The sequence below is a fragment of the Pseudoalteromonas sp. M58 genome (assembly GCF_042604605.1).
In the GTDB taxonomy this organism is placed as follows: Bacteria; Pseudomonadota; Gammaproteobacteria; order Enterobacterales; family Alteromonadaceae; genus Pseudoalteromonas; species Pseudoalteromonas tetraodonis.
In genome coordinates, this window is the sequence record NZ_CP152390.1 from 3,186,659 (window position 1) to 3,213,613 (window position 26,955).

The following is a 26,955-nucleotide window of genomic DNA, read 5'->3' on the forward strand; positions in this document are numbered from 1 at the left end:
CCCAAGTAAAATATTTTTGACTTTAAAACTATAAGTTCACTCTTTAGCCATGTCAAATATATTTAACACCAGGTTTATTGTATTTAACTTAAAACAAAGCAACGGTTATTCAAAGCTGAACTTTGCTGACCATCTTTATTATAAAAGTGATTAAAAAATCGCAGATAATTTACTAAAAAGTGCAAAATCGACTTAACTTTATTGATCAAAATCAACATCTGCATTGCCCATTTTATAATCTGTTAAGTAGCTTGATCTGGATCATATCAAGCCCTGCCAAGCCAGCCTATGATTAACCCATAGACATCAGGAGGCCATTATGGACGTATTCTTTAGAGATTTTTTTAGCGACCCAGTACTATTTTTATCATTTGGATTTTTAGGCGTCGTTATTAGTTTATGCCTCTTCTTTGTGTATTTTTTCATGAAAAAAGTACACGATGCAGATATTAAAGAACAGCATTAAGCACGACGCACAAAGCGCCTTATTAGTTTACTGATTAGGCGCTTTTTATTTTTAAATATAAAAAATTTGCTACACTAGCGCTTCGTTTATTGCAAAGTGCGTAGTACAGACATGATCCCTAAGTTCAAACCCGCATGGTGGATGACCAACCGACACGTTCAAACCATAATGCCGCGTTTTTTTCGTCCTTTTCACCATACTCGCTACGAACTTGCGCAACTTGATACACCCGATGGTGACTTTATTGAGCTTGCTTGGTCACTCCCGCATAACGAAACGGCGCCGCTCGCAGTGGTACTTCATGGACTTGAAGGCAACATAAATAGTTTTTATGCCAAAGGCATGATGAAAGCATTAAAAAAGCAAGGGTTTGCAGTGGTGCTAATGCACTTTAGAAACTGCTCAACCGAAGTCAATCGCCTGCCAAGAGCCTACCATAGTGGCGACACTGCCGATTTAGCTTTTTTTATAAACCATTTAAAACAGCAATTTCCAAAGCGCCCGATTGTGGCGGTTGGCTTTTCATTGGGTGGTAATGTGCTGGCTAAATATTTAGGGGAAGAACACATTCACTGCCCGCTTAGTGCAGCCGCCGTGATATCTGCGCCCTATGATTTATCATCATCTAGTGATGTTATTCGTAAAAGCTTAGGTAAAATTTATCAAAAATATTTGCTCGATCGGATGAAAAAGTCGATGCAACGCAAACTGCCACAAATTAAACAGCAAATACCGATCACCACCGATCAGTTAATGGAAATTGACGATTTATTAGAATTTGATAATCAACTCACTGCGCCGCTACATGGCTTTGAAAATGCGCACGACTACTACAAAAAAGCCAGTGCCATGCCGTATTTAAAAGATATTGCGACACCCACACTAATTATTCATGCCAAAGACGACCCTATGCTGTCGATTAAAGCAGTTCCAAGTAGTCAGGATGTAAGTGAGCATGTTACGCTGCGCATCTCAGAGAAGGGCGGCCACGTAGGTTTTATTAGCGGTAACAACCCATTTAAACCCGTGTTTTGGTTAGAGCAAGTGGTGCCTGATTATTTTAAGCAATGTGTATTTAATAACACCGATAAAGAGTGGCTATGATTATTCCTTTTGAACAACTTGATAAAGACACACTGTACAACCTAATTGAAAGCTACGTTTTGCGCGAAGGCACTGACTATGGCGAGCAAGAGTTCAGTATTGAAAGTAAAGTAGCGCAAGTAAATCAGCAATTAAAAAGCGGCGAAGCTATGGTATTTTTCTCTGAGCTACATGAGTCGGTCACCATAATTTCTAAAAGTGAATTCAAAGCACTACAGAGTGAAGCGCAATTCGACGAGTAAACTTGTCAGACACGGCGTAAAAATAGACAATGGCTTTTTTAACTTAAAGAGCCATTATAAATGACAAAACTAAGCTCAATAGTTATTGCAATGTCGATTGCATTAACAGGTGCAGTACACGCAGAAATTACTCCCTCGGATAAAGCAATTAAGCTTGCACACGATACCATTTTAATCGATACCCACATTGATGTACCTTACCGTATTCACGCAAAATGGGCTGATGTAACTAAAGCTACTGATGGCGGCGATTTTGATTACCCTCGTGCAGTAAAAGGCGGTTTAAACGCGCCATTTATGTCGATTTATATTCCTGCTCATTTAGAGTTTGAAGGCAAAGGCAAAAGCTTTCAATTAGCGAATCAACTTATTGATGGTATGGAAGCAATTGCACAACGTGCACCTGACAAGTTTGCCGTTGCCAGCTCAACAAGCGATATCGAAGCACAATTTAAGCAAGGTAAAATGTCGATTGCTATGGGCATGGAAAACGGCTCACCCATTGAAGGCGATTTAAACAACCTACAGCATTTTTTTGACCGTGGTGTGCGCTATATCACCCTTGCTCACTCGCAAAGCAACCATATTTCTGACTCATCATACGATATTCGTCGCAAGTGGAAAGGCCTAAGCCCATTTGGTAAAGAACTAGTAAAAGAGATGAATAATATCGGCATGCTGATTGATGTGTCTCATATCTCGGACGATGCATTTTATCAAGTGATGGAACTGTCTAACACTCCTGTGATTGCATCACACTCATCACTACGTAAATACACACCAGGTTTTGAGCGTAATATGAATGACGACATGTTATTAGCTCTTAAAAAGAACGGTGGTGTTATTCAAATTAACTTTGGTTCAAGCTTTGTTACTGCTAAAGCAGGTACGTGGGGCAAACAGTTAAAAAGTAAAAAAGAAGCGGTAAAAAAAGATGGTACTAAGTTAAGTAAAGATTTTGATGCGATGTACCGCGCTAAAAACCCTTACCCATTTGCAAGCTTAGAGCAAGTGCTTGATCATATTGATCACGTTGTGAAGTTAATTGGTATAGAGCATGTTGGTATTGGCTCTGATTACGACGGCGTAGGTGACTCACTGCCTATCGGTTTAAAAGATGTGTCTAGCTACCCCAACCTAGTTCAAGGTTTAATGGACAGAGACTACAGCGATAGCGATATTAAAAAGATTTTAAGCGGCAATACGCTAAGAGTGTGGAAGCAAGCTGAGCAATACGCAAAATCTCATTAAGCTTTACGCGCTAGGCTTAGGTCTAGCGCTTATAGCCACTTTAAACAACGTATTTCGCCACTCACGCCCCGCATTCTTAATTAACCCGTATATTTAACCCTCATTTAACACACTTTTTAACAGACTTATATTTCGAAAACAGATAAATTACCCATTTTAGAGGCTGATTATTTTATGACTATAAACAAAGGAACTATTGCGATTGCTATAGCAACACTTGCCTTGGTAATTTCATGCTACGGAACATTTTTTAAAGATCAGGCCAGTTCGCTTAATAAACCCAACCAGCAACAGCTAAGCTCCACAGTTTCTATTAGTACTCCTGTAGAATACCAGCAATCAAATGAAGCCCTAATTGACGAACTAAGCAAGAAAGTAAGTTCGCTACAACGCAAAATAGCAAACTTAAAACTGCACGCTAATGACTCTTATCAAGAACAAGATACCGACGAATTTAAGGAGCTTGTTCTTGACGTACTAGAGGAAAAACAGCAGCAAGAAGATGAAAAACGACGTGAGCAAAATCCTCTTTATAGCTTTTATGCAGATTTACCAGAAGACTATGATTTAAGGATCAAATCAGAACCTGATTATGCTAAACAAATAAACTCTCAATTAAGAGAGCAAACTTTAGATCCAAGCATCTCTGATTTAAATAGGTTAGCTGCACTGAGCCAACTGCAAATGAATATGTATATTCTAAATAAATCTACTATGCCTGAGTATGACTATGAAGTAGTGGGTAACATTTTAAATTTAGCGAACAACAGTAGTGACGAAAAATTTAAAATTCAAGCTGTTGAGTTATCAACTCAAACACCGGTACTTGATTACCGCCTTGCAGAGCAGTTTACAAACTTGTTAGAGCAAGACTCGAATGATTATATCCGTCGCTTAGCTGCACAAGGGTTGATGGCGCAATACTACCAAGCTCAAAATAAACAAGGTGGTTATACGAAGCAAATGGCGCAACATCTACTTTCAGTTTATGACAATACCTCTGACAATGCAGTCAGGGCAACGCTTGACGAAATGATGGGTAACCAAGATATGCTTGATGAATTACGTAAGAATGCTAGTTACTAACTAATTAAGTCCATACTCCTACTTTGTTACAGCGATAACATTAATAATTACACTTTACCTCAGGCATAAAAAAACCGAGACTGAGCTCGGGTTTTATTAATGCTTAATGCATTACAACTAATGATTACTCTACGATAGTTGCTACAAAGCACCGATGCCTAAGTAAGTGCGCCACCTTCATGCTTTATCCTCTGAGTTCGATAAAACTCAACCCATGCTACGATGATCAAATTAATACCGCTTTGCTCTGCCTGAAGCCTCGCACCTAATACCTGAAACCTGTATTTTTCTTGAGACATTAAAAAGCCCGACGCTAAGCTCGGTTTTTTTCGTATTAATTAGCTAGGCTAATTATTACTCGTTGAACGTTGCTACAAAGCACCTACCCCTAAGGTAACTGCACCACCTTCACATGAAGTAAATTGCAGACATTAAAAAACCCGAGGCTAAGCTCGGGTTTTTTCGTATTAATTAGCTATGCTAATTATTACTCTACGATAGTTGCTACAAAGCACCTACGCCTAAGGTAACTGCGCCACCTTCACATGATGTAAATCGCAGCCATTAAAAAAGGCCACCTAAGTGACCTTTTTCTAACAATTAACTTAAACGTTAATTATTACTCTACGATAGTTGCTACAACACCAGCACCTACAGTACGGCCACCTTCACGGATAGCGAAACGAAGACCTTCGTCCATCGCGATTGGCGCGATTAGCGTTACTGTCATCTTAACGTTATCACCAGGCATTACCATTTCTACGCCTTCTGGTAACTGTACGTCACCTGTTACGTCAGTTGTACGGAAGTAGAACTGTGGACGGTAACCTTTGAAGAATGGAGTGTGACGACCACCTTCATCTTTCGAAAGTACGTATACTTACTTCTGAAGTGAATGTAGTGTGTGGCTTGATTGAACCAGGCTTAGCTAGTACTTGACCACGTTCAACGTCTTCACGCTTAGTACCACGTAAAAGTGCACCAATGTTCTCACCAGCACGACCTTCGTCAAGAAGCTTACGGAACATCTCAACACCAGTACAAGTAGACTTAGTCGTCTCTTTGATACCAACGATTTCAACTTCGTCGTTCACGTTGATGATACCAGCTTCAACACGGCCAGTTACAACAGTACCACGACCTTGGATTGAGAAAACGTCTTCGATAGGCATGATGAATGGCTTATCGATGTCACGCTCTGGCTCTGGAATGTAAGTATCTAGTGCTTCTGCAAGCTCTACGATTTTAGCTTCCCATTGCTCTTCGCCTTCAAGTGCTTTAAGTGCAGAACCTTGAATTAGTGGTAAGTCATCACCTGGGAAGTCGTATTCAGAAAGAAGTTCACGAACTTCCATTTCTACTAGCTCAAGTAGCTCTTCATCATCAACCATGTCACATTTGTTCATGAATACAACGATGTAAGGAACGCCAACTTGGCGAGAAAGTAGGATGTGCTCACGAGTTTGTGGCATAGGACCGTCAGTCGCAGCAACTACTAAGATAGCGCCGTCCATTTGAGCAGCACCAGTGATCATGTTTTTAACATAATCGGCGTGACCAGGACAATCTACGTGTGCGTAGTGACGAGTAGGAGTATCGTACTCAACGTGTGAAGTTGAGATTGTGATACCACGCTCGCGCTCTTCTGGAGCGTTATCGATTGATGCGAAATCTTTAGCAACACCGCCGTATACTTTTGCAAGTACGTTAGTGATTGCTGCAGTTAGTGTAGTTTTACCGTGGTCAACGTGGCCGATTGTACCAACGTTTACGTGCGGTTTTACGCGTTCAAACTTTTCTTTTGCCATGACGGAACCTATCAGTTTTGTGTATCTAGATTACATATGAAAATAATCCACCATAGGTAGATTAAGTTAATTTTTTCAAATTTCAAATAGTTTTTTCTGACAGATAAAGGAAGTGTTTAAGGCGATTCGATTGACTGGTGCTGATAGGCAGATTTGAACTGCCGACCTCACCCTTACCAAGGGTGCGCTCTACCAACTGAGCTATATCAGCATCATCAAATTGGAGCGGGCAGCGGGAATCGAACCCGCATCATCAGCTTGGAAGGCTGAGGTAATAGCCATTATACGATGCCCGCTTTAAGGAACCTGTTCTTAAACTACCTCTAACCGTCTAGAATAAAGTGGTGGAGGGAGCTGGATTCGAACCAGCGAAGGCTGAGCCGTCAGATTTACAGTCTGATCCCTTTGGCCGCTCGGGAACCCCTCCACGATAATTCTTTACTAAGCACTTCCGGTAAAAGGAAAGTGGTGCCGACTAACCGAGTCGAACGGTTGACCTACTGATTACAAGTCAGTTGCTCTACCAGCTGAGCTAAGTCGGCACTGCTTTAGTACGGGGCGAGATTCTAGAGTAAGGTTTATTGGGATGCAACCAAAAAATTAAAAAAAATGTGATTTAATGCTTCAAACGCTCACTATTCGCGCAAAAAGCTGTTTTTTTGTTGTTTTTAACTCTTTTTAGCTAACTCATACCAGTAATTTAAGCCTTTCATTACTAGCATTGGGTCGAAAATACTCAGTGAAAAATGCCCTTGTAACAGCTGACCATAACCACCCGCAAAAATTAAGAGGCTATTTTTTGTCTTTAAATGCAATCTTGCTTGTTCAATGGCACCCATAGTTGCCACTAAGGCTCCGTTTTTTAACCCATTAGGGGTGTTTTTTCCAAGCTCATTAGCAAATGGCGTGTTTGCATCATCAAATACCCGCTGAGTATTTTGAGTGAGTGATGAAGTCATTAAATCAAGCCCAGGTAATATCCAGCCTCCTAGATGCTGCCCATCATTATTGAGAACGTCTATGGTGGTAGCCGTGCCAGCATCAACAACAATAGCAGCCATATTAGGGTAAAGCGTATAACCGCTAATAAGCGCCAACCATCTATCTATACCCAAATTACCTACTTGCTGATACGCGCAGCGTAACCCACCGAGCTCACTACTAACCGTAGCCTCAAAACAATCAATATTATGCGTTTTGGCTTGCGCTAATAATTGTTTAAGTAACTCGCTACGACCAACACAAGCGTAAATAACAACCGTAATTTGCTGCCATGAAATATTATTAATATCACATGGCTGTATTTGCCCGTTTTCCCACAATACGGCTTTGAGTGAAGTATTACCTACATCAATTAACAATCTCATGCTTGCGCCTTTCTTAATGAAATCTCGCCGCCATAATAACTTTTTACTTCGCCGTCTTGGCGAATACGTACACCACCGTGCGCATCTATACCTTCACAAATGCCACACCAACTACGATGCCCGGTATTAAGCTCTACCTGCTCGCCTGCAAACGCATTTAATGCATTCCATTGTTGATACATAGTTTGTAAGCCATTCTCACGATATTGCGCTAAGCGTTGCTCTAGCCAATAAGTTAATGAAGCTACTAGTTGATTTTTATCTAGCTGCTGGGTGTGCTGACTTAAATCTGTCCATGCTTGGTCAATGTGCTGACTGGCACTTTGTGGCATATTTAAATTAATACCAATTCCTATCACCAACTGACACGGCCCTTGTGGTTGCCCGTCTAATTCAACTAATACGCCAGCGAGCTTTTGTTTATTTATGTAAATGTCGTTTGGCCACTTTAACTCTACACCAATACCATAAAGTGCTTTTATCGCATCATACACCGCTAAACCAACAGCAATCGATACACCCATAGCGGCTTGTAAACCATCATCTAATCGCCAAAAATAGCTGTAGTATAAGTTGGCACCAAATGGCGATTGCCATACACGCCCTCGACGCCCCCGACCTGCTTGCTGCATTTCGGCAACGATTACCGTGCCCGACTGAAGTGGTGTTTTAGCCTGAATGCGGCGCATTAGTTCGCTGTTGGTTGAATCAATGAGCGGCTGCACTTCAATATTAGCGATATTTTGCCCTAACTCAGCATAAAGCTGTTGTATTTTTTCCTGATTAAGTAACCCTACTTGGTTATTTAAGCAATAGCCTTTACCTGTAACTTTAAATACATCTAAGCCCATAGCTTGTAGGCTTTGAATGTGTTTACTAACAGCGGCACGACTAATTCCTAATTCCTCTCCTAAAGCTTGCCCAGAGACAAACCCGCCTTTATTAAGCGCATTTAAAATAGCCAGCTTGTTTCCATCAGGTGCTTTCATGCTGATTGCTCCAAAGAGATATGGCATTCATTGTGTTGATCAATTAACCGCACTTCGTGTTCTAAGTTTATGTTATAGCCCGCTAAAACGGTGTTTTGAATATGGGTGATCATGCTGATCAAATCATCCCCTGTACTGTGACCATGGTTAACGAGCACCAAAGCTTGCTGCTGATGCACTTCAATACCGGCAATCTTATATCCCTTTAACCCCGCTTGTTCTATTAACCACCCCGCTGCGACTTTATGATGACCGGCTCCGTGTGGGTAATGAGGTAACTCAGGAAACTGCGCAAGTAACGGCACTAACGCAGCATTCGTAATAATTGGGTTTTTAAAAAAACTCCCAGCATTAGCTAGTTTATAAGGGTCTGGGAGTTTGCTATTGCGTGTTTGTATCACCTGCTCACATACTTGCTGTGGCGTCGGATTTTTTAGTTGTTGTAGCGGCCCATAGCTAAGTACTGGCTGCCATATTTTTGGCAGTTTAAAGTGCACTTGGGTGATCACCGCTTTATTTTTTAACGCGTGTTTAAAAACCGATTCACGATAAGCAAAGTGGCATTGCTGATTAGTTAAAGATTTGAAGCAGTTGCTATTAATATCAAAATAGTCAACAGCTTCTACAAATTGTGCTATTTCTACACCGTAGGCACCAATATTTTGCACTGGCGCGGCACCGACTGTGCCTGGTATGAGTGCTAAGTTTTCAAACCCTGCTATGCCTTGCTCAAGCAAGTCAGTCACTAATTGATGCCAATTTTCACCGGCAGCCGCACTGACTAAAAAATCATTTTCCCGTTCAGTAATATTAATTCCTTGGGTCGCCATTTTAATAACCGTGCCAGCATAATCATTTAAAAAAATGGTATTACTGCCCTCCCCTAACAGACAAAAAGGCGCGTTAAAGCTCTGAGTTTGAAGCTGCGCTGAGTCGGTGATCTCAATAAAATTTTGGCATTGGCTACTTAATGCAAATGTATGTAGGGGTTGTAATGAGTGCGCCACAAGGGTCCTAAAGGTACCAGTAATTAATCGCTCTAGTTTAACTCATCGTCGCAAATTGCGCATCAGCTTGTAAAAATTGTTCAACCCACTGTGGCAATCATGTTATAAAACGGGTACTTTTTTATTTGTACTCAAGGTAATTATGAAAATCAAACCTCTTTTTTTAAGCCTCGCTATGGCCGGTATGTGCTCGCAAGCAATGGCTAGCGCTATTGATCAAAATTCCTACGCCAACCTTGATGATGTTATCACCACGCATTTAAACCTTGATTTAGACATCGACTTTGCCGACAAGCAATTAGAAGGTTTTGTTGAGCATACGCTACAATGGCAAAACGCGAAAAGCACAAGGCTAGTACTTGATACTCGCGATCTTGATATTGATAAAGTGATGTATCAAACAGCCAATGGCAATTGGCATAAAGCCAGTTTTAACCTTGCTAATCGCGACGATGTTAAAGGCTCAAAACTAACCATTACATTTAAAAGCCAAGCTGAAAAAGTCCGTATTTACTACAACAGTCGCCCAGAAGCGTCGGGCTTACAGTGGTTAACGCCAGAGCAAACAGCCAGTAAAACGCACCCGTTTATGTATAGTCAATCGCAAGCGATACATGCACGTAGTTGGATCCCTGTGCAAGATACACCGGCAATGCGTGTGACTTATTCTGCACGTATTCATACCCCTGAAGATGTGCGTGCGGTAATGAGTGCCGATAATAAAGATGCCCTTTATAAAGACGGTGATTACCACTTCAATATGCCACAAGCAATTTCGCCTTACTTAATTGCGATTGGTGCTGGTAACTTAGAATTTAAAGCGATGTCTAAACAAACCGGTATTTTTGCTGAACCGACTATTTTGGATGCCTCAGTTGCTGAATTTAATGACACCCAAGCGATGATCGACAAAACCAATGCGATGTATGGTGAATATGCTTGGGGTCGCTATGACTTACTTATGCTACCGCCTAGCTTCCCATTTGGTGGCATGGAAAACCCGCGTCTATCATTTATTACCCCAACCGTTGTTGCTGGCGATAAAAGCCTCGTTAACCTGATTGCACATGAGCTTGCTCACTCTTGGTCTGGTAACTTAGTAACCAATGCCACATGGGAAGACTTATGGTTAAACGAAGGATTTACCTCTTACGTTGAAAACCGCATTATGGAAGAAGTATTTGGTCGCGACCGTGCAGTAATGGAGCAAGCGCTTGATGCTGCTGGTCTGCGTGCGCAACTTAAAACCATTGATGCACCAGACACTCGCCTTAATTTAAAACTTAATGGCCGCGATCCGGATGATGCGTTTAGCTCAGTGCCTTACACAAAGGGTCAGCTATTTTTAATCTACCTAGAAGAAAAATATGGCCGTGATAAGTTTGATGACTTTGTTAAAACTTACTTTAATGAATTTGCGTTTAAGTCACTAACCACTGCGCAATTTGTGACTTACATCAAAGCTAACTTAATTGAAAAGTACCCTGGTGTAGTGAGCATGGATAAAGTGAACGAGTGGATTTTTGAGCCTGGTTTACCAAGTGATGCACCTAACCCTACCTCTGATGCGTTCGATAAAGTAGATGCTGCAACACAAGCATGGTTAAAGGGGGATACAACTGCCGCACAATTACCTACTGCAAATTGGACAGTGCATGAGTGGCTGCACTTTTTAAATAACCTACCGCGCGATTTAAGCATTGAAAAAATGACTGAATTAGACGGCGAGTTTAACTTAACCCAATCAACTAACGCAGAACGCGCATTTGCATGGTACATGCTAGCAGTGGGTAACGGTTACCAACCGATTTACCCTGCGCTTGATAAACACTTATCGGGTATTGGTCGTCGTAAGCTAATAGTGCCACTTTACAAAGCACTTATTACACATGGTAAAAAAGACTGGGCACAAAGCGTGTACTTAAAAGCACGTCCGGGTTATCACCCACTTGCACAAGGTACCATTGACGCGTTATTTGAATAAATAATAGCGTTACCAATAAACTAAAAAGGGCCAATTTGGCCCTTTTTTAATGCTTAATTATTTTGTTACTTTATCTAAAAAAGCCTGCCTTTCAGCGAGCGTTGCTTGTTGCCACCAAAAGTCGAGCATATTTGCCGCACTTGGCATGCCTTTTCCATTAATTGGCGTAATCGGTTTAATGGGAGGACTCGGTTTTTGCGGGCCCGCTGGGGTTGCTGTTGTTTGCTGGTTAAACTGTGCGCTTTGAACTTGTCGTTCGGCAATAATATTTAATGGCTTAGCTAAGGTGCTGCCTTTTGCTTTTAAACTCACTTGCGGTGCCTCAGCAAATACTTTTGCCGCTACCGCATTTTCAGCACGATTAAATACTAAGGTGTAATCTTTACCCGCTTCAATGGTTACATTCACCCAAAAAGGTTCTGACTCAATCACTTCATGATCGTCATAACCTAAGTCATATAAATCTGTGTATTTAAGTTTTAGCTGATAAGTACCCGGTGCTAATTCAACATCATCAACACGACTAAAAAGCGAACTTTCAATTATTCGTTCACCCACTTGCAAAGGAACAAATTCCTCAGGAAAGTGAATATTTTCTGCCAAACTCGATGCACTCACTAAGAGCGCCGCTACACTGCCTAATAATATTGATTTACGCATAATTACTCCTTTAGTTGATTTCAGTTTGACACTGCTAGCAAAATTTGTCATTAGTGACACATATATTAATCAAATAAATTAGAGTCATCATTATGAGCCAAGAGACTATTTTTACTAAAATTATTAATCGCGAAATTCCAGCAGATATTATTTACGAAGACGATGACACGCTAGCGTTTAAAGACATTAATCCTCAAGCGCCATTTCATGTATTAATTATTCCCAAGCAACCAATTGCCACTATAAATGATATAAATAATGAAAACTCACATTTAGTTGGTAATTTATACACGGTCGCCGCAAAACTGGCCAAGCAACACAACTTTAGCGATGACGGCTACCGCGTTGTGATGAACTGTAATGAACATGGTGGCCAAACTGTGTATCACATACATTTACATATGCTCGCAGGTAAAGAAATGGGCTGGCCTCCATACCAAGAAACTAAAAAAACGGCGCTATAGTGCTTAGTTAAATCTTAGATTAGTTTAAAAAAATCAAAAATACGGCGTTTTTCTTACTACACGAAAAAAAACAATTACTTATTTGCAACATTTTATGTTTAAATAATCGGAAATCGCACCTTTTCTCCAGTGAAATAATGATTTTCTAATACAAAAGGTGTGTAGGGATTGTGGTAAAATTAATTAGCCAGCTTTATAAAAGAGTAAAAAAACATGAGCAGTTCAGCCTTTTTGTTGTTAGATGAAGAACCAATTAACACTATTGGTATTAACGTTTTAGAGCCATTGTTAAAAACGCAAGGCCTTGACGTAACTACGGGTACAAATATTTTAGATGTTCCGGTAGGTACTCGCTTATTGTTCATTGAAACATCAAGTAAAGACGCATGGACAAAGCTAAAAGAGCAACTAGTTAATTTACGCATCAAGTGCGATATTGTGTTGTTCAATTTAGATGAAAACCCAGAGCTTGCTAATCGCGCATTACTTAGCGGTATTCGTGGTGTATTTTACACCACAGATAATGCCGATGTACTCATGAAAGGGATTCGTTTATTACTCGAAGATCAGCTTTGGTATCGTCGTGACATTATGTGTAATGCGCTTAACCGCATGCTGCAATTTAATAAAGATGCCCTGCATAAGCTAACTGATGGTGATATTGAACCAATAAAGCTAACGAAGCGTGAAAAAGCAATTATCTCGTTAATGAGTAATGGTTCTAAAAATAAAGAAATTGCTGAAGAGTTAAGTATTAGCCCGCATACGGTTAAAACTCATTTATACAGTGCATTTAGAAAAACTAAATGTCGTAACCGTATTGAATTACTTTCTTGGGCACAACAAAACATTCCTGACGAAATTCGTTAACGTTTGTTTGAATAAATACCATACAGGCACTTTAAGTGCCTGTTTTTATATCTTCTTTAAAAAACGCTGTTGGGGTCTTAATGCTCGACTCATTTACGCTTTATTTTGCCAGTATCGCCGTTATGACAGTGATGACGCTACTGAACTTTTTAACCTGGCGTACCAATAAGCATGTTCCCGGCACGTTACTTTATATTTTCTATCCTTTACTGCTATTAGCTGCCATTGTTAGTTTTGCGCTAATAGGCAAAATTCCTGATCAGATTGCCATTACCCTTGCTAATAACATGATGTTTTTAGCCTCTATTGTGCATTGTTTGTCACTGAGTCAATTTTTAAATTATCATGGTCGTGGCCTTAAGTTTGTTTGCCTATTTACAGCGCTCAGCGCTTTGCTGCTTGTTTATTTCACATTTTTACAGCCCTCAATGCGCTCACGGGTATATATTTCTGATTTGCAGCATATTGTAGAGGCCACTTTTTTATTATTTATATTTATAAAATATGCGCGAAAACCCTACCCTAACGCCAGTATTGTTTACATAATTATTTTAACTTTAGTTGCAGCAAGTTTTATTACCCGAAGCCTATTTATGGATGACATTGCACAACAGGATGCCATTTTAAATTCATGGTTTAACTCACTGTTATTTTTAAATAGTGTTATTGCCCCCATGTTCTATGCTGCAGGTATGGCGTTGTTATGTAATGAGCGCAGGGAATTACGACTTAATAAACTCACCGAAAAAGCTCATAAAGATTTAGAAATTCGCGGACTGTTTTTATCCACCATCAGCCATGAAATACGCACACCACTAAACGGCATATTAGGCAGTGCACAACTGGTATTAAATCAAACCAGCGACAGCCGTAACAAAGCCTATTGTGAGGCCATTATCAACTCAGCTGAGTCACTCAACTTACTGGTAGATAAAGTGCTGGAATATGCAAGCTTAGATCAGCACGACGAAGCCCTGTACGAAGAAGACATAGAGTTTAAAACGTGGCTGCAAAACTTATGTTTGCTGTTAAGCCCTCTGGCCGAACAAAAACAACTTAAATTTGAGCTCGCCTGTAATATCCCCGACAAAGCCTGTTACTACTGCGACCAACAAAAACTCAGACAAATTATTATTAACCTTGTCGGTAATGCGATTAAATTTACCGATACGGGGATGGTAAAAGTACAAATAGACTTAATTAATGAAACCCAGCTAGATCATACCCTTAAAGTAAGCGTACTCGATTCAGGCCCTGGTATTGAAAAAGATGAAATTGATTATTTAACTGAGCCCTACATTCAAAGCAGTGCCGGTAAAGAAAAAGGCGGAACAGGTCTAGGACTAGCTATAACCAGTCGCCTTCTCGATAAAATTAATAGCCAGCTAGAAATTACCAGTGAGCTGGGAGTAGGCAGTGTATTTAGCTTTAACATGACGTTAGCTATTGGTGAGCTTAGTCTCGTAGAGCAACGCCATCAAAGTAAGGACTATTTAACCGGACTCGATGTATTACTTGTTGAAGATTTAGATCTGAACCAAAAAATTGCCGTTGAATTTATGGCTGACGACGAGCATAAAATTAAGCTCGCTAAAGATGGCAAAAGTGCGATTGAGTTGATGAAAAAATACCACTTTGATGTGGTGCTACTTGATATGAACTTACCCGATTTAACAGGGCAACAGGTACTAAAAACTCTCAAACGGGTGGAGCATAAAAATCAGCGAACGCCGGTGCTGGCCTTTACTGCCAGTTTGAGCCCTGATGAAATAAAAGAATACTTAGCACTGGGTATTAAAGACATTGTTGGCAAGCCATTAAAGCAAGAGAAACTACGCCAAGCATTGAGTGATTCACAGTCAACACAAACAGCTAATATTGCTGTCGAGCTGATTGATACGTTATACGATGAAACCGCAACAGACACCCTGACAAGCTCTTTTAGTATTGATGAAGTATCTTCTATCTATAATGAATTTATTCTTTCTGCTCGTAATAAGCTGAGCCGTTGCCAAGCTTTATTAGAGCAAGACACCGAGCAATGCATTAAGTTATTACATCGCCAAGCTAGCACCGCTATGCAACTTGGTTTTAATAGCTATGGACTAGCTCTAAAAAAAATTGAGCGACGCTTACTAGATAAAAAACCATTAAATAACTCGTTAAATGAAGCCAGCACACTGTGGCAACACAGTTTAGAGGCGTATTTAAAGTATGTACGGCAAGGACTAGGGTAAAAACGGGCTACGGGCTACGGGCTACGGGCTACGGGCTACGGGCTACGGGCTACGGGCTACGGGCTACGGGCTACGGGCTACGGGCTACGGGCTACGGGCTACCAAGTTTTACTGCAGTGACAAATAATCAAGCATTTTCACTATTTATACTGTTATTTTCTGCCGTATATATCGTCAAATCGCTCTATATCGCTTTCATCTAAAATGGCACCCGTTTGCACTTCAATAACAACTAAGCGCTCGGGCTGATTATTCGCTAAACTGTGCAGCTGTTTTGCAGCAATATAACAAGACTGGTCATGGGTCAGCGTTAAGCTTTGCTGGTCAATACATATATCTGCAGTGCCCGACACCACAACCCAATGCTCAGCGCGATGCTGATGACGCTGCGTTGAGAGCCTAGCCCCACTATTAACGGTTATTTTTTTTACTTTAAAACCGATACTTTCTACCAGCGTACGATAATTTCCCCAAGGGCGGTAAACCACCTGATGGTGTGTCAGTTTGTTATTATGTGTTGTTGTCAATTGCTTGAGTAATAACGGGAGGGCATCAAGCGCATTTTGATCAGCAATTAAAGTGGCGTCGTGGGTATGAATAACCGCTAAATCGCTTACCCCTAACGTCGCTATTGTGTGTCCATCTTCGCTAATAACTAAGTTGTTACTACTGTTTTGGGCGATATGTTCTTGGTGTGGGCTATTACCCTGTGGCTCTTTTTTACTTAGCGCTGCCAGCGCAGAAAAACTACCCACATCGCTCCAATTTAATGCAACGGGCATTACCACCACATTATTACTACGCTCTAAAATAGCATAATCAATCGAGTCACTTGGGCAAGATTCAAGTGCATGAGTATTTGCTCTTGTAAACGCTAAGTCTTGTTTAAAATCAGTGGCACTAGCAACACTTTTAGCTATTTTTGGCGCAAAGCGTTCCAGCTCTTTTAGATATGCAGCGGGAGTAAATAAAAACATTCCACTGTTCCAACTATAACCGCCCTCAGTTAAATAGGTTGATGCAGTTGCTAAATCAGGTTTTTCTTTAAACTGGTCTACCTCAAAGCAAGCAGTACCTATAATTGCTGTGCCCTGTTTGATATAGCCATAACCGGTATGCGGCTCTGTTGGCGTAATTGAAAATGTAACTAATTTACCTTGCTCAGCCAGTGTCACCGCATCAGATAACTGAGCAGTTAATGGCGTAAAATCTTCAATATAATGATCGGCAGGCATCACCAACAAAGGACCTGTAATATTATTTTTTAATGCATAGTGCGCGGCAAGGGCAATGGCTGGTGCGGTATTTTTGCCTTCTGGCTCAAGTACTATGGCATGGGGCTTTGCAAATGCTGCCTGCTGCGCGGCAATAAATCGATGCTGCTCATTACAGACCAAAATAGCGGGATTAAAGTCCTCAGTTGCAACACGCACTAACGTGCTTTGCAATAACGACTGCTGGTTTTTATTATCAAGCAAAGATAAAAACTGCTTTGGCATTGCTTGGCGCGACAGCGGCCAAAGCCGTGTGCCAATGCCGCCAGCTAAAATTACCGGTGTAATAAGGGTTGTATTCATAAAGCCGCCAATAAAAATATCAGCGGCTATTTTAGCACTTTATCGGCTGGGCGCTAATTTATACCAATGTAAAAGCATCAGCATCTAAATGTGCCGGAAATTTAGCTCTAAACTCATCAAGCGGCGCTTTATTTAACATGATTGTTAGTAGTGCTTGCTGGTCGTCATTCGCTTTAATCAGTGGCTCACCTTTAAAGTCATACACTGCAGTTCCACCACTGTGGTCAATACCATTGCCATCTTCACCAACCCGGTTTACGCCAACCACGTAGCATAGGTTTTCCATTGCTCGTGCCATTAATAAAGTGTCCCATACATTGCGCCTTGCTGCTGGCCAATTGGCAATATTTATCATCACGTCGTAGTCATTGTTATTGCGCTGAAACACCGGAAACCGTAAGTCGTAGCATACTTGTGGCAATATTTTAAACCCATTGAGTTCAAACACTTCACGCGTTTGTCCTGCCACTACAAACTCGCCTTCGTTACCTAAACAAAATAAGTGCCGTTTATCGTAATAGCTCACTTCTCCATTTGGTTGTACCCAGTAAAACCGATTCGCTTTTTTACTTCCTTGGGTTACCAATACCGAGCCTGCAATTACCGCATTATAGTGCTTCGCCTGTGCCTTGAGCCAACTCAGTACTGAGCCATTTTCAGCTTCGCCACAGTCAAGGTTAACCGCAAATCCAGTGGCAAAGGTTTCAGGAAGTACAATTAAATCAGGTTGATTGGTGATATTAGCAAGCTGTTTTTCAAACATAGCTAAATTGGCTTTTTTATCGAGCCAATGCAGCGAGCTTTGTAATAATGCGAAGGTTAAAGTTGACATAAAATATGTGCCGCCTCTATTAAGGTTTGATCATTTTTAGCAAAACATAAACGAATAACTTTATCATTGCTTGGTTGCTGATAAAACACGCTCAGTGGAATGGCTGCAACGCCTGCTTGTTCTGCTAACCATTGGCAAAATTCTACGTCATTTAAATCCGATACATCACTGTAATCAAGCAGTAAAAAGTAGGTGCCTTCACTTGGTAAAATGCTAAAGCGGCTATCTTGTAGAGCATTACTGAGCACATCGCGTTTTTGTTGATAAAACTCACTTAGCGCATCCACATGCTCACCTTGCTGTTCTAACATATCGGCGAGTGCATGTTGCGCAGGCGTGAAGCTTGAAAAAGTCACATATTGGTGAATTTTACGAAACTCGACCGCAAGTGTAGCGGGTGCGATGCAGTAACCCATTTTCCAACCAGTGCTATGAAAAGTCTTGCCAAAGCTTGAGATCACAAAGCTGCGAGCAAACAATTCCTCATCTCGTAACACACTTAAATGTGGTTGCTTATCAAAAGTAATATGCTCGTATACTTCATCACTTATCAGGTATAAATCATGCTCGATGACTAAGGCTTTTAGGGCATTAATATCGTGCTGTTTTAACGTTTTACCACTTGGGTTATGTGGAGTGTTGATAATAATAGCCCGCGTTTTGCTATTAATAGCCGCAGCCACCGTTTGCCAGTCAATTACATAACTCGGAGCATGCAGAGCAATATTAACTGACTTACCACCGGCCAATTCAATCGCTGGCTGGTAAGAGTCATAAGCAGGGTCAAATACAATGACTTCATCACCTTCGCGCACTAGCGCTTGAATGGCAACAAACAGCGCCTCGGTTGCCCCTGAGGTTACCGTTACTTGCTGCGCGGCATCTATTTCAACCGCATATTTTCGTTTTGCTAACTGGGCAATTTGTTGCTGCAGGCGCGGTACACCAGATGAAGGTGAATATTGATTAACTCCTTCAAGCACATAATGATTAAGCTGTTTTTTAAGTAGCTCAGGCGCATCAAACTCAGGAAAACCCTGCGATAAATTAATCGCTTCGAATTGATTTGCTAAAGCAGTCATTTGACTAAAAATACTGGTGCCTAAATTTGGCAATTTACTTTCAAACACTGGTTACCCTTAATGATGGTTTTACGCCCAAAGCGATGCTATCATTGCTTAAAACAGAAGTATAGCCGTCTAAAACAAATAGCTTTATGCTCATTAGTGAGGAATGTATGCAAAACAATACCGCTATTTCAGAACTTATTGAAGCCGGAAAATGGGTCAGTCAAAAAGGTTGGGTACCCGCAACAGGTGGAAACTTTTCAGCTCGCACCAGTACGGGCTTTGTAGTCACAGCCAGTGGCCACGACAAAGGCGCGTTAATGCCTGAGCATTTTCTACAATTAAATCATTTAGGTGAGCGTGTTGCAGGGGCAATAAAACCCTCAGCCGAAACACAACTGCATTTGAGCTTGTATCAACTTATTCCTGACGCGCAATATGTTTTGCATACTCACTCGGTAGCGGCAACTGTACTTTCAAATATTATTCAACGCCATCAGCTTGAACTAACCGGCTACGAGATGCAAAAAGCGCTCAGCGGTATTACATCGCACTTAGAATCACTGGCCATCCCTATTTTCGATAACGATCAAGATATAGACCGTTTAAGCCTACTTGTGAGCGACCATCACTTACACTCACCAATTAAGCATGCCGTATTGATCAGAGGTCATGGTTTATATGCTGTTGGCCGTAACATTGATGAAGTTCGCCGCCATTTAGAGGCATTAGAGTTTTTATTTAGTTGCGAGCTAGAACGCTTAAAAATAACAGGAACCGCACTATGATCAAAGCATTGCTAACTGATATTGAAGGCACTATTACGCGTATTTCGTTTGTAAAAGATGTGCTATTTCCTTATGCCGCACAACAACTGCCTGCATTTGTGCGCGGTCACACAGAACAGCCTGAAGTAGCAGAACAAATTAGCGCTGTAAAAGCTGAAATTAACGAGCCTAATGCCGATATCGACACCGTTATTAGCACTTTACTTACTTGGATTGAAGAAGATAAAAAAATAACGCCACTTAAACAATTACAAGGTTTAATTTGGCAAACAGGCTATGAAAACGGTGATTTTACTGGTCACTTATACCCAGATGCTTATCAATTTTTACAACAACAAAAGCAAGCTGGCCAACAGTTATACGTTTATTCGTCGGGCTCTGTGAAAGCACAGCATTTAATTTTTCAGTATTCTGACTTTGGCGATATTCGCTCACTATTTAGTGATTACTTTGATACCAAAGTAGGCGCTAAACAAGCGCCAAGCGCCTATGAAAACATAATAACGCAATTGCCTTTTAACCCAGACGAAGTATTGTTTTTAAGTGATGTAGTTGCAGAGCTTGATGCTGCAAAAACCGTTGGGCTTAAAACTTTACATTTAATTCGCGATGGGCAAGAAAGCTCATCAAAGCACAGCTACATTAACGATTTTAGCCAATTTAAAGCGGAGCATTTAGCATGAGCCAACTCACTATTTTTGCAGATTCTGACGCCAATAATGCACTGCTGACCAGTAGCGACGTTCAAAATATTGCCGCTGAACTTGCTAAGGTTAATGTGCGTTTTGAGCAATGGCAGGCAAATACCGAGATCACTGAAAGCACCAGCAATAATGATATTTTAACTGCCTACAGCGGCGATATTGAACGCTTAAAACAGCAAGGCGGCTATCAAACTGTTGACGTTATATCACTAGCTAAAGGCAACCCTGATGCTGCAGAATTGCGCAAAAAATTTTTATTTGAACACACTCACAGCGAAGACGAAGTACGCTTTTTTGTCAAAGGCCAAGGGTTATTTTGCTTACACATTGGCAGTAAAGTGTACCAAGTACTTTGTCAACAAGGCGATTTGATCTCAGTACCTAAGCTGACCCCTCATTGGTTTGATATGGGTAGCGACCCAGAATTTACCGCTATTCGTTTATTTAACAATACACAAGGTTGGGTAGCACAAAGCACGGAATCACCGATTGCAGAGCAATTTCCATTATTACCGTAATTTAATCATTCAAAACCCTGGTCCACACTAATAAACATAACGTGGACCAAACGCATCGCAAAATTACTTCAGCTTTAAAAGCACGCCACTTTCTACCTGACTTTGGTTATAAACACCGGTATCTAACACCCACCCAGTAACCAAGTTTGCGGGTGTTACGTCAAATGCGGGGTTATATACATTAGCATTCGTGGGAGCCCACAATGCCTCGCCAAAACTACCACTAACACCACGCACTTCTTGTGGATTACGTTGCTCTATTTCTATATCGCTACCTTGGGCAGTATTTACGTCAAGCGTAGTAACCGGTGCCACCACATAAAATGGAATATTATGAAAATGCGCAAGCACCGCTAAATTATAAGTACCGACTTTATTGGCAAAGTCGCCATTAGCAGCAATACGATCAGCCCCTACAACAATTTTATCTACCTTACCTGCAGCCATTAAACTGGCCGCCATATTATCGCAAATTAGCGTGTAAGGTATTTGCCAACGCTCCAATTCAAACGCGGTCAAACGCCCGCCTTGCAGTAAGGGGCGTGTTTCATCCACCCACACATGGACATTGCCATGGACTTGTTGTGCTTTATAAATAACACCCAATGCAGTACCTATGCCCGCAGTGGCTAAAGCGCCGGTATTACAGTGAGTTAATATATTGTCGCCGCTATTTATTAGCTCGGCACCACGTGTTGCCATACGCTCACATAGCTCAATGTCTTCAATAAATAACTGCTCAGCCGTTGCAACAATACTGGCAACATAATCAGTTTGTTTAAGCGCTTGGCGCAACGCCGCCATACAATGCATTAAGTTAACCGCTGTTGGGCGAGTGGCTTCTAGCTCATTTATGGCGGTTGCAAGCGCGTCTCTAGTCATACCTTGCTCAGCTAAATAAGCAATTAATAAACTGGCCCCTAAGCCTATAAGTGGCGCACCACGCACTTTTAAGCTGATGATCAGCTCTTTCATTGTCTCTACAGTGTGGCATTCATGCCACACTTGTTGATGAGGAAGCAAATATTGATCAAGTACGCTCAGCGTACTATTTTCATATTTTAAACTGCTTGCGATTAAATTTTGCATAAGGCTTAAAAGATTAGAAGTGCGTAGGGTTATTTTACACCACTTTGAAGAACTCTCAAGTTGGACTTATAGACATCTAAACATTTAAAAGTATAGAATGCTTAAATGCATCTTTATTGAGAATAAAACCATGACTAACTATGTTGCTTTTAATGCACAGCACGCTATTAATTACATCAATTCATTAATTGAATCTAATCAATACGACTTTTTTAAGCCGGGACAAGCGCTTACCGCTTATGAATTTGGTGACGGTAATCTCAACTTAGTATTTAGAATTACGGATGAGCTAAACAACAGTATTATATTAAAGCAAGCTTTACCGTATGCGCGTTGTGTAGGTGAGTCGTGGCCATTAACACTTGATAGGGCACGAATTGAGGCAGAAGTTTTACTTAATCATGGGACTATTTGCCCTGCGCATACGGTTACTGTTTTACATTACAATAAAGACTTAGCTCTGACCATTTTAGAAGATTTAGGTGATTTGCAAATTTTGCGAACAGCGCAAAATAATGCTGAACAATTTCCAAACCTTGCTCACCACGTAGCTGTGTATTTAAGCCAAACGGGCTTTTATAACTCTGACTTTTATTTATTAGCGCAAGATAAAAAAGCACGTATTAGCCAATTTACCAACCCTGAACTGTGCCAAATTACTGAAGATTTATTTTTTAGCGATCCGTACACAGAACATGAACGCAACAACTATCCGGCACAATTACAAACTGAAGTTGAGGCTATTCGTAAAAACGGGGCATTAAAACTTGAAGTAGCAAAGCTAAAAGCTAACTTTTTATCGAACCCACAAACCTTGTTGCATGGCGATATGCACAGCGGAAGTATTTTTGTTAATCAAACTACCACTAAAATGATCGACCCTGAGTTTGGCTTTTTTGGCCCTATTGGCTTTGATATTGGATCTTTTATCGGTAACTTACTACTAAATTACTGTGCTCAGCACGGTCGCATTGACGACTTTGTAGCACGTCGTAATTATCAAACCCATTTATTAAGTACATTGGTTGAATGCTACGCCACATTTGAACAACAGTGGTTTGAGCTCATAAATAAGCAAACAACTGATGAGACACTTAAAGCTTCAGGCTACGCAGAGTATTTTATGAAACATGTTTTACAAGATGCTATTGGCTACTGTGGCATAGAGCTAATTAGACGCACTATAGGCCTTGCTAATGTAATTGATATAGAAGGCATTACCGATGAGGCCGCACGGTTAAACGTACAAAAACAAACATTAGCACTGGGTGAGCAATTGATTTTAAATGCCCACACTTGCGATACTAAAGACGCGTTTTTCAGCTTGCTAATAAGCCATTTAAATTAGGGTCTGTTTGACCCTAAACTAAGTCTTTATTTTATTAAAAAAGGCGCTTTAAGCGCCTTTTAAGCTATATTTAATGATAGTGCTCGTACATTTTATCTAGTGGCTCAGAAAGACCGCTCTCTTGCACTATACGCACATGTTTGCGTTTTAATTCGCGAGCACTGGTAACGCCACAAGAATGTGCAATAAGCCCCGCACCGTAATGAATGTATTTATTATAATTTGCGACCCGCTGCGCTTTATCCTCAACATTTAAACCACGCTGTAAACGTTCATTATGCGTAGTAATTCCTGTGGGGCAGGTATCTTTATTACATTGCATAGCCTGAATGCAGCCTAGTGCAAACATATGTCCACGTGCAGACACAACAAAGTCGGCACCTAGTGCTAATGCCCACGCAACTTTTGAGGGCACAATTAATTTGCCAGAGACAATAATTTTAACTCGCTCTCTAAGGCCATGCTTTTTTAGTAACTGAATAACTAAAGGAAGACTTTCTTTTAGCGGTAACCCCACCGAATCGAGTAAAGACTGAGGCGCAGCGCCGGTACCACCATCAGCACTATCTATGGTAATGAAGTCGGGTGCAGACTCAATACCACGATGATTTATCTCGGCAAATAAACTTTCTAACCAAGCATGTTCACCAATTACCGCTTTAAAGCCTGTCGGTTTACCGGTTGTACTTCTTATCGTGGTGAGCATGTCTAAAATATCGTTTGGATTTTTTATTTCTGGGTGCCCATTTGGGCTAATTGAATCCTGCCCCTCAGGTATGCCTCTTATTTTAGCAATTTCAGCATTCACTTTTCGCCCAGGTAACATACCGCCTTTACCTGGCTTGGCACCTTGGCTCATTTTCAGCTCAAACATTTTAACTGCTGGGTGTGCAGCAACGGCTTTTAGTTTTTCTGTGCTTAAATTTCCCTGCTCGTCGCGTACACCATATTTAGCCGTACCAATTTGAAACACGATATCGGCACCACCTTCTAAGTGATACGGACTAAGTCCGCCTTCCCCCGTGTTCATCCAACAACCGGCTAATTTTGCCCCCTTTGAGAGTGCACGAACAGCAGGACTAGATAACGCGCCAAAGCTCATGCCCGATATATTAAATAACGAATTTGTGGTGTAAGGAAATTTACAATAAGGCCCAAGCGTTACGTTGCTAGGCGCTAGGGCTTCTTCATCTAAGGTAGGAAATGCGCAGTTCATAAACATTACGGTGCCTGTCGTTTCTAAGCTTTGGGTTGAACCAAAAGCAGCCGTATGATCAACATCTTTAGCAGCCCGATATACCCAACTGCGTTCGGCGCGATTAAAGGGCATTTCTTCACGGTCGAGAGCAAAAAAATACTGACGAAAAAACTCACCTTGGCGTTCAAAAAAGTAGCGAAAACGTCCAATTACTGGATAATTACGCCTAATAGCATGCTTTGTTTGGGTAACATCTCGAACATAAAAAATAGCAATTAATATAACCAGCAATCCAAATACAACAATAAATAAGCTGGCAAACACATCGATACTGAACATTATAAATTGACTCATTACTTATCCTTAAATGCTAAAAAAGCGTGATGTCATTAAATAACACCACACTTTTATAGTTTCAAAATAATGCGCTTTTAGCTATCTGTTTTTGCTAATTCTGCTTGTATATACAAACGTATTTGCTGCTCAAGCACCGACAAAGGCACTGAACCATGGCGCAATATTTGATGATGAAACTCACGAATATCAAACTGCTGACCTAATGCTTGCTCGGCCTCTGCACGCAGACGTTTAATTGTTAACTCACCAATTTTGTATGACAACGCTTGTGCAGGCCATGAAATATAACGATCGGTTTCTGTTTTTACATTGTGTAATGAAAGCGCCGTATTATCGGCCATAAAATTCATTGCACGCTCACGACTCCAGCCGTACATGTGCATACCCGTATCAACCACTAAACGTGCAGCACGCCACATTTCGTAGGTTAAACGACCAAAGTTGCTGTACGGGTCTTGATAAAAACCCGCTTCAACACCTAAGTACTCTGAATACAGTCCCCAGCCCTCACCAAACGCTGATAAATACGCATCACGGCGATAGCTAGGTAAGCTTTCAAGTTCTGCATTGAGTGATATTTGTAAATGATGACCCGGAACAGCTTCGTGCAAAGTTAATGCTTCTAAAGCGTAGAGTGGTCGTTTATCTAAAGCGTAGGTATTCACCCAATAAAAGCCGGCTTGATCATCACGGCTCGAACCCGAATAGCGCCCAGTAGTGTACTTAGGAGCAATATTGGCAGGCACCGGCGCTACGCCATAAGGTTTGCGCGGTAAGGTATGAAATAATTTAGGCAACTGCGCATCCATTTTTTTGGCAATATACGCGGCCTCTTTTAATAATTGCTCAGGCGTTGTGGCGTAAAACTGCGGATCTGTTCGTAAAAAGTGGATAAATTCTGCAAACGTGCCTTTAAAACCTACTTCTTTAATAACCGCTTCCATTTCACTACGAATGCGCGCAACCTCCGCTAAACCCAGCTCATGTATTTCTTTTGGGGTCATTTGTGTGGTGGTGTAATATTTAGCACGATTTGCATAAAAGGCCTCACCATTTGGTGTTGACGAAATACCAATATCACTACGTGCGCCTGGTAAGTATTCGTTATTAAAAAAAGTTAAGTAGTCTTTGTAGGCATTAATAACTTGGCTACTGATAATTGCTTTAGCTTGTTGTTGCAAATCTGCAAATTCACTATCACTTAAACCCGCGGTATTGTTTAAAAATGGCTTATAAAATTCAGATTGTGTGACGTCATCAACAATGTAAGCAGTAATCGAGTCTTGATAACCAATTAACACCGCTTTGGGTTGAGTTAAACCAACCTCTAATCCTTTACGCATCCATGCCATATTTTGCTCAAAAAAGCGCGGAACTTGCTGTAATCGCTTTAAATAGTGTTGATAATCTTGTGCGGTTTTATAATCAGAGCTATTAACAATAAACGATAGGCTTGAATGGAATCCATATTCTGACGTTAAAGGCATGTAGTGCGTATTAAATACATATTCATCAACACTATTTTGCACTTGCGCTCGAATAATACTGTAGTTAATTTGGTTTTCATCACTGAGCTTACTTACATCTATGGCATCTAAATCTGCTAATAACTGGGTGTTTTTTTGATATTGCTGCGCTAAAAATTCAGCTGACAAATTAGGTAATAAGTAGCCATCAACTCCTTCGGGGTTACTATACGGGCTAACATTTTGGCGATGCTGTACGATATTTTCAGCCGCTTGCGTAAATTGTTGATCCGCATTAATTGCGGTGAGCTGACACGCGCTTAGTGAGCACACTAAAGTGACACTTAATAAGGAAAGACGCATTTGTTTTGAAAGAGATAAATTCATAGTGAGTGATCTTAGTAATATTACAGATGTGATAAACCTATCGTAGCCTAGATAAATAGCAAATAGATATACGACCAACTGCGCAAAAT

Annotated in this window: 23 protein-coding genes, 4 tRNA genes and 1 pseudogene; 12 read left to right on the plus strand and 16 right to left on the minus strand. The window is 40.9% G+C overall.

What is annotated here, in order from left to right; translation table 11 throughout:
• Window positions 1–577: 577 nt before the first annotated feature.
• From AAGD16_RS14715 to AAGD16_RS14730, 4 genes are all read left to right on the plus strand, one after another.
• A complete protein-coding gene (locus AAGD16_RS14715) occupies window positions 578–1,570 on the plus strand; it encodes a hydrolase (protein ID WP_064664247.1) in 993 nt (330 codons plus the stop codon).
• The gene (locus AAGD16_RS14720; RefSeq protein WP_008114225.1) at window positions 1,567–1,812 is read left to right on the plus strand and encodes a YheU family protein; all 246 of its coding nucleotides are present in this window, start codon (window positions 1,567–1,569) and stop codon (window positions 1,810–1,812) included. The genes AAGD16_RS14715 and AAGD16_RS14720 overlap by 4 nt, the downstream gene beginning before the upstream one ends.
• A 60-nt stretch (window positions 1,813–1,872) precedes the next feature.
• Window positions 1,873–3,063 (plus strand): dipeptidase, encoded by a 1,191-nt coding sequence (locus tag AAGD16_RS14725; RefSeq protein ID WP_377112679.1) that lies wholly within the window; start codon window positions 1,873–1,875, stop codon window positions 3,061–3,063.
• Between the two features lie 174 nt (window positions 3,064–3,237).
• Window positions 3,238–4,149, plus strand: coding sequence for a hypothetical protein (locus AAGD16_RS14730; RefSeq protein WP_377112682.1), 912 nt, complete (start codon window positions 3,238–3,240; stop codon window positions 4,147–4,149).
• Window positions 4,150–4,307: 158 nt separating this feature from the next.
• Here AAGD16_RS14730 and AAGD16_RS14735 read toward each other — a convergent pair whose 3' ends face one another.
• The 9 genes and pseudogenes from AAGD16_RS14735 to murB form a co-directional block, all read right to left on the minus strand.
• Window positions 4,308–4,448 (minus strand): hypothetical protein, encoded by a 141-nt coding sequence (locus AAGD16_RS14735; RefSeq protein WP_164907914.1) that lies wholly within the window; start codon window positions 4,446–4,448, stop codon window positions 4,308–4,310.
• Window positions 4,449–4,768: 320 nt separating this feature from the next.
• Window positions 4,769–5,957 (minus strand): annotated as a pseudogene (tuf, locus tag AAGD16_RS14740) (elongation factor Tu).
• Between the two features lie 135 nt (window positions 5,958–6,092).
• A tRNA-Thr gene (locus AAGD16_RS14745) sits at window positions 6,093–6,168 on the minus strand.
• Between the two features lie 10 nt (window positions 6,169–6,178).
• A tRNA-Gly gene (locus AAGD16_RS14750) sits at window positions 6,179–6,253 on the minus strand.
• Window positions 6,254–6,299: 46 nt separating this feature from the next.
• Window positions 6,300–6,384 (minus strand) — tRNA-Tyr (locus tag AAGD16_RS14755).
• Window positions 6,385–6,423: 39 nt separating this feature from the next.
• Window positions 6,424–6,499 (minus strand) — tRNA-Thr (locus AAGD16_RS14760).
• A gap of 126 nt (window positions 6,500–6,625) precedes the next feature.
• Window positions 6,626–7,324: a type III pantothenate kinase gene (locus AAGD16_RS14765; protein ID WP_377112686.1), complete on the minus strand. Its 699-nt coding sequence runs from the start codon at window positions 7,322–7,324 to the stop codon at window positions 6,626–6,628.
• Window positions 7,321–8,313 (minus strand): bifunctional biotin--[acetyl-CoA-carboxylase] ligase/biotin operon repressor BirA, encoded by a 993-nt coding sequence (birA, locus tag AAGD16_RS14770; protein WP_377112689.1) that lies wholly within the window; start codon window positions 8,311–8,313, stop codon window positions 7,321–7,323. Before birA ends, AAGD16_RS14765 begins: the two co-directional genes overlap by 4 nt.
• Window positions 8,310–9,320, minus strand: coding sequence for a UDP-N-acetylmuramate dehydrogenase (murB, locus tag AAGD16_RS14775; protein WP_377112692.1), 1,011 nt, complete (start codon window positions 9,318–9,320; stop codon window positions 8,310–8,312). Before murB ends, birA begins: the two co-directional genes overlap by 4 nt.
• A gap of 142 nt (window positions 9,321–9,462) precedes the next feature.
• Between murB and AAGD16_RS14780 the strand changes: the two genes are divergently transcribed.
• The gene (locus AAGD16_RS14780) at window positions 9,463–11,304 is read left to right on the plus strand and encodes a M1 family metallopeptidase (RefSeq protein ID WP_377112695.1); all 1,842 of its coding nucleotides are present in this window, start codon (window positions 9,463–9,465) and stop codon (window positions 11,302–11,304) included.
• 57 nt (window positions 11,305–11,361) lie between these two features.
• Here the strand turns inward: AAGD16_RS14780 and AAGD16_RS14785 are convergent, their stop codons facing one another.
• Entirely contained in the window at window positions 11,362–11,964 is a 603-nt protein-coding gene (locus AAGD16_RS14785; RefSeq protein ID WP_377112698.1) for a DUF2057 domain-containing protein, read from the minus strand.
• Window positions 11,965–12,056: 92 nt separating this feature from the next.
• Here AAGD16_RS14785 and AAGD16_RS14790 point away from each other — a divergent pair, with 92 nt between their 5' ends.
• The 3 genes from AAGD16_RS14790 (at window position 12,057) to AAGD16_RS14800 (ending at window position 15,535) form a co-directional block, all read left to right on the plus strand.
• Window positions 12,057–12,428, plus strand: coding sequence for a histidine triad nucleotide-binding protein (locus AAGD16_RS14790; protein ID WP_013466185.1), 372 nt, complete (start codon window positions 12,057–12,059; stop codon window positions 12,426–12,428).
• Between the two features lie 213 nt (window positions 12,429–12,641).
• On the plus strand, window positions 12,642–13,298 hold the full coding sequence (locus AAGD16_RS14795) for a response regulator transcription factor (protein ID WP_008108518.1): 657 nt from the start codon (window positions 12,642–12,644) through the stop codon (window positions 13,296–13,298).
• 80 nt (window positions 13,299–13,378) lie between these two features.
• Window positions 13,379–15,535 (plus strand): response regulator, encoded by a 2,157-nt coding sequence (locus AAGD16_RS14800; protein WP_013466186.1) that lies wholly within the window; start codon window positions 13,379–13,381, stop codon window positions 15,533–15,535.
• A 152-nt stretch (window positions 15,536–15,687) separates the two neighbouring features.
• Here the strand turns inward: AAGD16_RS14800 and AAGD16_RS14805 are convergent, their stop codons facing one another.
• From AAGD16_RS14805 to AAGD16_RS14815, 3 genes are read right to left on the minus strand one after another with little or no spacing between them, the layout of a single operon-like run.
• The gene (locus AAGD16_RS14805; protein ID WP_377112703.1) at window positions 15,688–17,112 is read right to left on the minus strand and encodes a mannose-1-phosphate guanylyltransferase/mannose-6-phosphate isomerase; all 1,425 of its coding nucleotides are present in this window, start codon (window positions 17,110–17,112) and stop codon (window positions 15,688–15,690) included.
• A 58-nt stretch (window positions 17,113–17,170) separates the two neighbouring features.
• Window positions 17,171–17,944 carry an amidohydrolase gene (locus AAGD16_RS14810; RefSeq protein WP_290191626.1) on the minus strand — a complete coding sequence of 258 codons (774 nt, stop codon included), beginning with the start codon at window positions 17,942–17,944 and terminating at the stop codon, window positions 17,171–17,173.
• Complete coding sequence (locus AAGD16_RS14815; RefSeq protein WP_013466189.1) at window positions 17,932–19,074, minus strand: methionine aminotransferase; 1,143 nt, start codon at window positions 19,072–19,074, stop codon at window positions 17,932–17,934. The genes AAGD16_RS14810 and AAGD16_RS14815 overlap by 13 nt, the downstream gene beginning before the upstream one ends.
• Window positions 19,075–19,181: 107 nt before the next feature.
• Between AAGD16_RS14815 and AAGD16_RS14820 the strand changes: the two genes are divergently transcribed.
• From AAGD16_RS14820 to AAGD16_RS14830, 3 genes are read left to right on the plus strand one after another with little or no spacing between them, the layout of a single operon-like run.
• Window positions 19,182–19,799, plus strand: a complete 618-nt coding sequence (locus AAGD16_RS14820; RefSeq protein ID WP_013466190.1) for a methylthioribulose 1-phosphate dehydratase — start codon at window positions 19,182–19,184, stop codon at window positions 19,797–19,799.
• Entirely contained in the window at window positions 19,796–20,482 is a 687-nt protein-coding gene (mtnC, locus tag AAGD16_RS14825) for an acireductone synthase (protein ID WP_290191624.1), read from the plus strand. Before AAGD16_RS14820 ends, mtnC begins: the two co-directional genes overlap by 4 nt.
• On the plus strand, window positions 20,479–21,021 hold the full coding sequence (locus AAGD16_RS14830; RefSeq protein ID WP_096038839.1) for an acireductone dioxygenase: 543 nt from the start codon (window positions 20,479–20,481) through the stop codon (window positions 21,019–21,021). Before mtnC ends, AAGD16_RS14830 begins: the two co-directional genes overlap by 4 nt.
• A gap of 63 nt (window positions 21,022–21,084) precedes the next feature.
• Here AAGD16_RS14830 and mtnA read toward each other — a convergent pair whose 3' ends face one another.
• On the minus strand, window positions 21,085–22,110 hold the full coding sequence (mtnA, locus tag AAGD16_RS14835) for an S-methyl-5-thioribose-1-phosphate isomerase (protein WP_290191622.1): 1,026 nt from the start codon (window positions 22,108–22,110) through the stop codon (window positions 21,085–21,087).
• A 130-nt stretch (window positions 22,111–22,240) separates the two neighbouring features.
• Here mtnA and mtnK point away from each other — a divergent pair, with 130 nt between their 5' ends.
• Entirely contained in the window at window positions 22,241–23,458 is a 1,218-nt protein-coding gene (gene mtnK / locus AAGD16_RS14840; RefSeq protein ID WP_218029678.1) for an S-methyl-5-thioribose kinase, read from the plus strand.
• A gap of 70 nt (window positions 23,459–23,528) precedes the next feature.
• Here the strand turns inward: mtnK and AAGD16_RS14845 are convergent, their stop codons facing one another.
• Both AAGD16_RS14845 and AAGD16_RS14850 read right to left on the minus strand, forming a co-directional pair.
• Window positions 23,529–25,010: an FMN-binding glutamate synthase family protein gene (locus tag AAGD16_RS14845; protein ID WP_016899068.1), complete on the minus strand. Its 1,482-nt coding sequence runs from the start codon at window positions 25,008–25,010 to the stop codon at window positions 23,529–23,531.
• 77 nt (window positions 25,011–25,087) lie between these two features.
• Window positions 25,088–26,866 (minus strand): DUF885 family protein, encoded by a 1,779-nt coding sequence (locus tag AAGD16_RS14850; RefSeq protein WP_013466196.1) that lies wholly within the window; start codon window positions 26,864–26,866, stop codon window positions 25,088–25,090.
• Between the last annotated feature and the right edge of the window lie 89 nt (window positions 26,867–26,955).